Source organism: Arthrobacter sp. FW306-1B-F12A, from assembly GCF_058781865.1.
The window spans coordinates 1-3731 of record NZ_JBYSXD010000093.1; the positions used below are offsets into that span (position 1 = coordinate 1).

The window sequence follows — 3731 nt, forward strand, 5'->3', positions numbered from 1 at the left end:
AACAACAGACACACCCGGCACCACCCACACCCACCAAAGGGCCCAGACTCGCTCCGGAGCAACTTTCCAAACTTACCCGAACCACCATCGCTTTGCAAATCAGTATCTCAACCAATTTCACGATTACAATTCGAATTTCCCTCAAATTGCGGCGCACGAAGCACCAGCCGTTTTAGGCTCAATTCGAAGGGGTTGGCCACCCGTGGTTCCCAGCTCTAGGCTGTCTCCCTCGCGGCGACTTAGAAGACATTACACGGCTTCTGTGCCGCGCGCAAATCCAGCACTGACGCCCCGCCGTACCCCGCACCTCAGAGGGATCCACAGCGCCCGATCGGACCGCCGCGGCGACGTCGACGGCGGAACGCGGGTTCCGGCGTCGGGCCCCTAACGGAACGCGGCGATACCAGTGAGCTTGCTACCCAAGATCAGGGTATGGACTTCGTCGGTGCCTTCATACGTGCGAACGGATTCCAGGTTGTTGGCATGCCGCAAGGGTGAGTGGTCCAGCGTTATTCCGTTGCCGCCAAGGATTGTGCGGGCTTCGCGGGCAATCTTGATGGCCTCGCGGCAGTTGTTCAATTTGCCCACCGAAATCTGGTCCGGCTGCAATGTGCCGGCGTCCTTCTTGCGCCCAAGGTGCAAGGCCAGGAGGAATCCCTTATTGATCTCCAGGGCCATATCAACCAACTTCTGCTGGGTCAGCTGGTAGCCGGCCAGCGGCCTGCCGAACTGCAGGCGGCCCTTGGAGTAATCGAGGGCTACCTCGAACGCATCGCGAGCAGCGCCCATGGCGCCCCAGATGATCCCGTAGCGGGCTTCGTTCAGGCATGAGAAGGGCCCTTTGAGCCCGACGACGTTTGGCAGCATTGCGCTTTCGGGTAGTCGCATGTTGGACAATTCGATGTCGCATTGGATGGAGGCCCGCATGGAGAGCTTAGGCTCGATCGGCGTCGCCGTGAATCCAGGTGTCTCGGTTGGGACTACAAAGCCGCGGACGCCGCCGTCGGTCTGGGCCCAGATGATGGCGACTTTGGCGACCGACGCTAGGCCGATCCAGCGTTTTGATCCGTTGAGGATCCAGTCGCCTCCGTCGCGGTGCGCAAAGGTAGTCATGCCACCCGGATCCGACCCCGCCGTCGGTTCCGTCAGCCCGAAGCAGCCGATCGCTTCCCCCGCGGCCATCGCAGGCAGCCATTCGGCTTTCTGTTCATCCGAACCGTGCTTGTAGATGGCGCTCATCGCCAGTGAGCCCTGCACCGAGACGAAGGTCCGCAGCCCGGAATCGCCAGCCTCAAGTTCCGCTCCGGTCAGGCCGTATTCGACGGCGGATCGGCCGGCGCAGCCGTAACCCTTCAGGTGCATGCCGAGCAGGCCCATCTTGGCCAGTTCAGGGACAAGTTCCAGCGGGAAAACGGCCCTTTCATACCAAGTTGCGATGTGTGGCCTGACTTCGCTATCCACGAAGGCCCGCACCGAATCGCGCAGTGCACGCTCATCCGCGCTGAGGAGGGAATCAAAGTCAATCAGATCGCTGATATCGGACATCTATGTGCCTTTCGCGGATGTGTTTGGAGGTCGGACTGCGAAGGTAGACCCTTGGTGCTCGCCAATGTCCGGGGGAATTTGCCTGTAGCTCGGCGCCGACGCGGACAGCCGGATCGGGTTGGTCAACTGCCGGGAGCTGCGACCTGTGGCGGGGTCAGTGACAATGATCGACGGTTCCAGCCCCAGGCGCTCTGCCAGTTCGAAAGCCTCGCCGACGCTGTTGACCCTCCCCGCAGGAACACCGGCGGCGAGCAATTTCCGTTGCCAATTCGCAGCAGTGTCAGCATCGAGCGCAGTCTCGATCACAATCCGCAGCTCCTCTCGGGACGCTACACGGCATTCGTTAGTGAAGAACCTCGCTTGCTCGGGCAATCCCTCGAGTCCCAGAACTGACGCAAGGGCCGCAAATTGCCGGTCGTTACCGACCGCGATAGCGAGCGTGCCGCCGCCAGTGCGGAATGTCTCATAAGGGGCAATGCTGGGGTGTGCATTACCTAGCCGGGCAGGCGAACAGCCCGTGGCCAAAGTGGCCGTGGCTTGGTTGACCAGGGCTGCCAGGAGCGAGGAAAAGAGGTTGATCTGCACCTGCTGGCCGGTCCCTGAGGCATCGCGCACCCGCAAGGCCATCAGGATCCCTGCCAGGGCATTCTGTCCCGTGAGGACATCAACCAGGGCAACCCCCACCTTGCTGGGTTCTCCGTCCGCTTGGCCGGTAATACTCATCAGACCGCCAAGTGCCTGCACGAGCAGGTCATAGCCAGGCAGATCCGCGCCGGCGCCAGCCCCGAAGCCAGAGATCGAACAGTAGACAATATCCGGCCGGCTCTCGGAGACGGTCTGATAATCCAGCCCGAATTTCGCCATAACTCCCGGGCGGAAGTTTTCGATAACGACGTCGCAGCCGGCCACGAGCGCTCGGGCATAGCTCAATCCCTCATCGGACTTGAGATCGGCTACCACTGATCTCTTGTTCCGGTTGACGCTTGCAAAATAGGTGCCGGTGCCGTCGATGTCCATAGGTGGGACCCAGGCCCGGGTATCGTCGCCGGCAGGACTCTCTATCTTGATAACGTCCGCACCGTAATCGGCCAGCATCATGGAGCACAGCGGTCCGGCTAGAACCCGCGAAAAGTCCGCGATCCGTATTCCAGCCAAGGGCTGAGGCAGACCGCTTCGGCTGTCCGCTGTGGATTCCACGACCATCTCCCTCGATAGTTGTATGTTGCATGCAACTGTAAGGGATTGTCTTCAGCTTGTAAACAATTCCTCGCCGTATTGGAGTCAGCCGCGGAGTTTCGTCAGCTGATCCAGCTTCGCCAGATAGGCATCAGAGGACAGCCCCGGCGTCTTCGCGCAAACGCCCGTAATGAGAAGCCGGGCGGTACGGGTGACATGTTCTCGAACCGCGGCCGATGCAGCCTGCGGGTCCTTTCGCTCCAATGCCTCGAGAATGCCTCGACGGTCGTCCGCCAAGTCCTGGCTGCTTCGGATTGAAGGGATGGTCACCAACCCTTGCGCGAGAACGAGATTGCGGAGCTCGCCGTCCAGGGTCGTTAGGCGGGGATTACCCGCCAAACCCATGAGGAACAGATGGAATTCCTTGTCCGCCTGCAGGGTGCCGGGACCGTCCTCGCCGGCCGCAGCGTCCAGGATCCGCCCGTGCAACAACCGGAAATGCTCCAAGTCGTCCTTGGTGATGACCTCGGCGGCCCTAGCCGCTGCCGGGGGCTCAAGAAGAATTCGGATCTGGAAGATCTGCACAATCTCATCAAGTGAAATCTGGAGCACGCGGACGCCGCGGTTCTTCTCGATCCGGACAATGCCCTCCTTTTCGAGCAGCTGCAGGGCCTCACGTACCGGCGTTCTGGACACGCCGAGTCTTTCGGCTAGTCCGATCGCGGAATAGTGCTCCCCGGGCGTCATCTCACCGGACGTGATTGCCGCCCGCAGCATCTCTGTGGCCTGCGCTGTCAGCGACACTCCGGGAGTAACCTGTTGCATGCTACTCATCCTGACATTGTAAGGGTCGACTCCGACCTGCTCTCGGAGGGTGCGTATGTGAGCCGGGGTTTGGGATTTCGGGTCCATAGGTGAGCGGGGGTTCGCGGTAACCGGGTCATGGGTGGGCCGGGGTTGGATGCCCCGGATGCCCGCTCAGTAATAAAGGGTTTTCGTGGGACGCCCGC

At 61.1% G+C, this 3731-nt stretch carries 3 protein-coding genes; all 3 read right to left on the reverse strand.

Annotation, left to right across the window (positions count from 1 at the left end; translation table 11 throughout):
- Positions 1-384: 384 nt before the first annotated feature.
- The 3 genes from AC3WJU_RS22245 to AC3WJU_RS22255 all read right to left on the reverse strand — a co-directional run bounded on the left by AC3WJU_RS22245 (position 385) and on the right by AC3WJU_RS22255 (position 3555).
- Complete coding sequence (locus tag AC3WJU_RS22245) at positions 385-1545, reverse strand: acyl-CoA dehydrogenase family protein (RefSeq protein WP_492260893.1); 1161 nt, start codon at positions 1543-1545, stop codon at positions 385-387.
- The gene (locus AC3WJU_RS22250; protein ID WP_492260894.1) at positions 1546-2748 is read right to left on the reverse strand and encodes a CaiB/BaiF CoA transferase family protein; all 1203 of its coding nucleotides are present in this window, start codon (positions 2746-2748) and stop codon (positions 1546-1548) included.
- Positions 2749-2826: 78 nt separating this feature from the next.
- Positions 2827-3555: a GntR family transcriptional regulator gene (locus AC3WJU_RS22255; protein ID WP_284988892.1), complete on the reverse strand. Its 729-nt coding sequence runs from the start codon at positions 3553-3555 to the stop codon at positions 2827-2829.
- Positions 3556-3731: the final 176 nt, after the last annotated feature.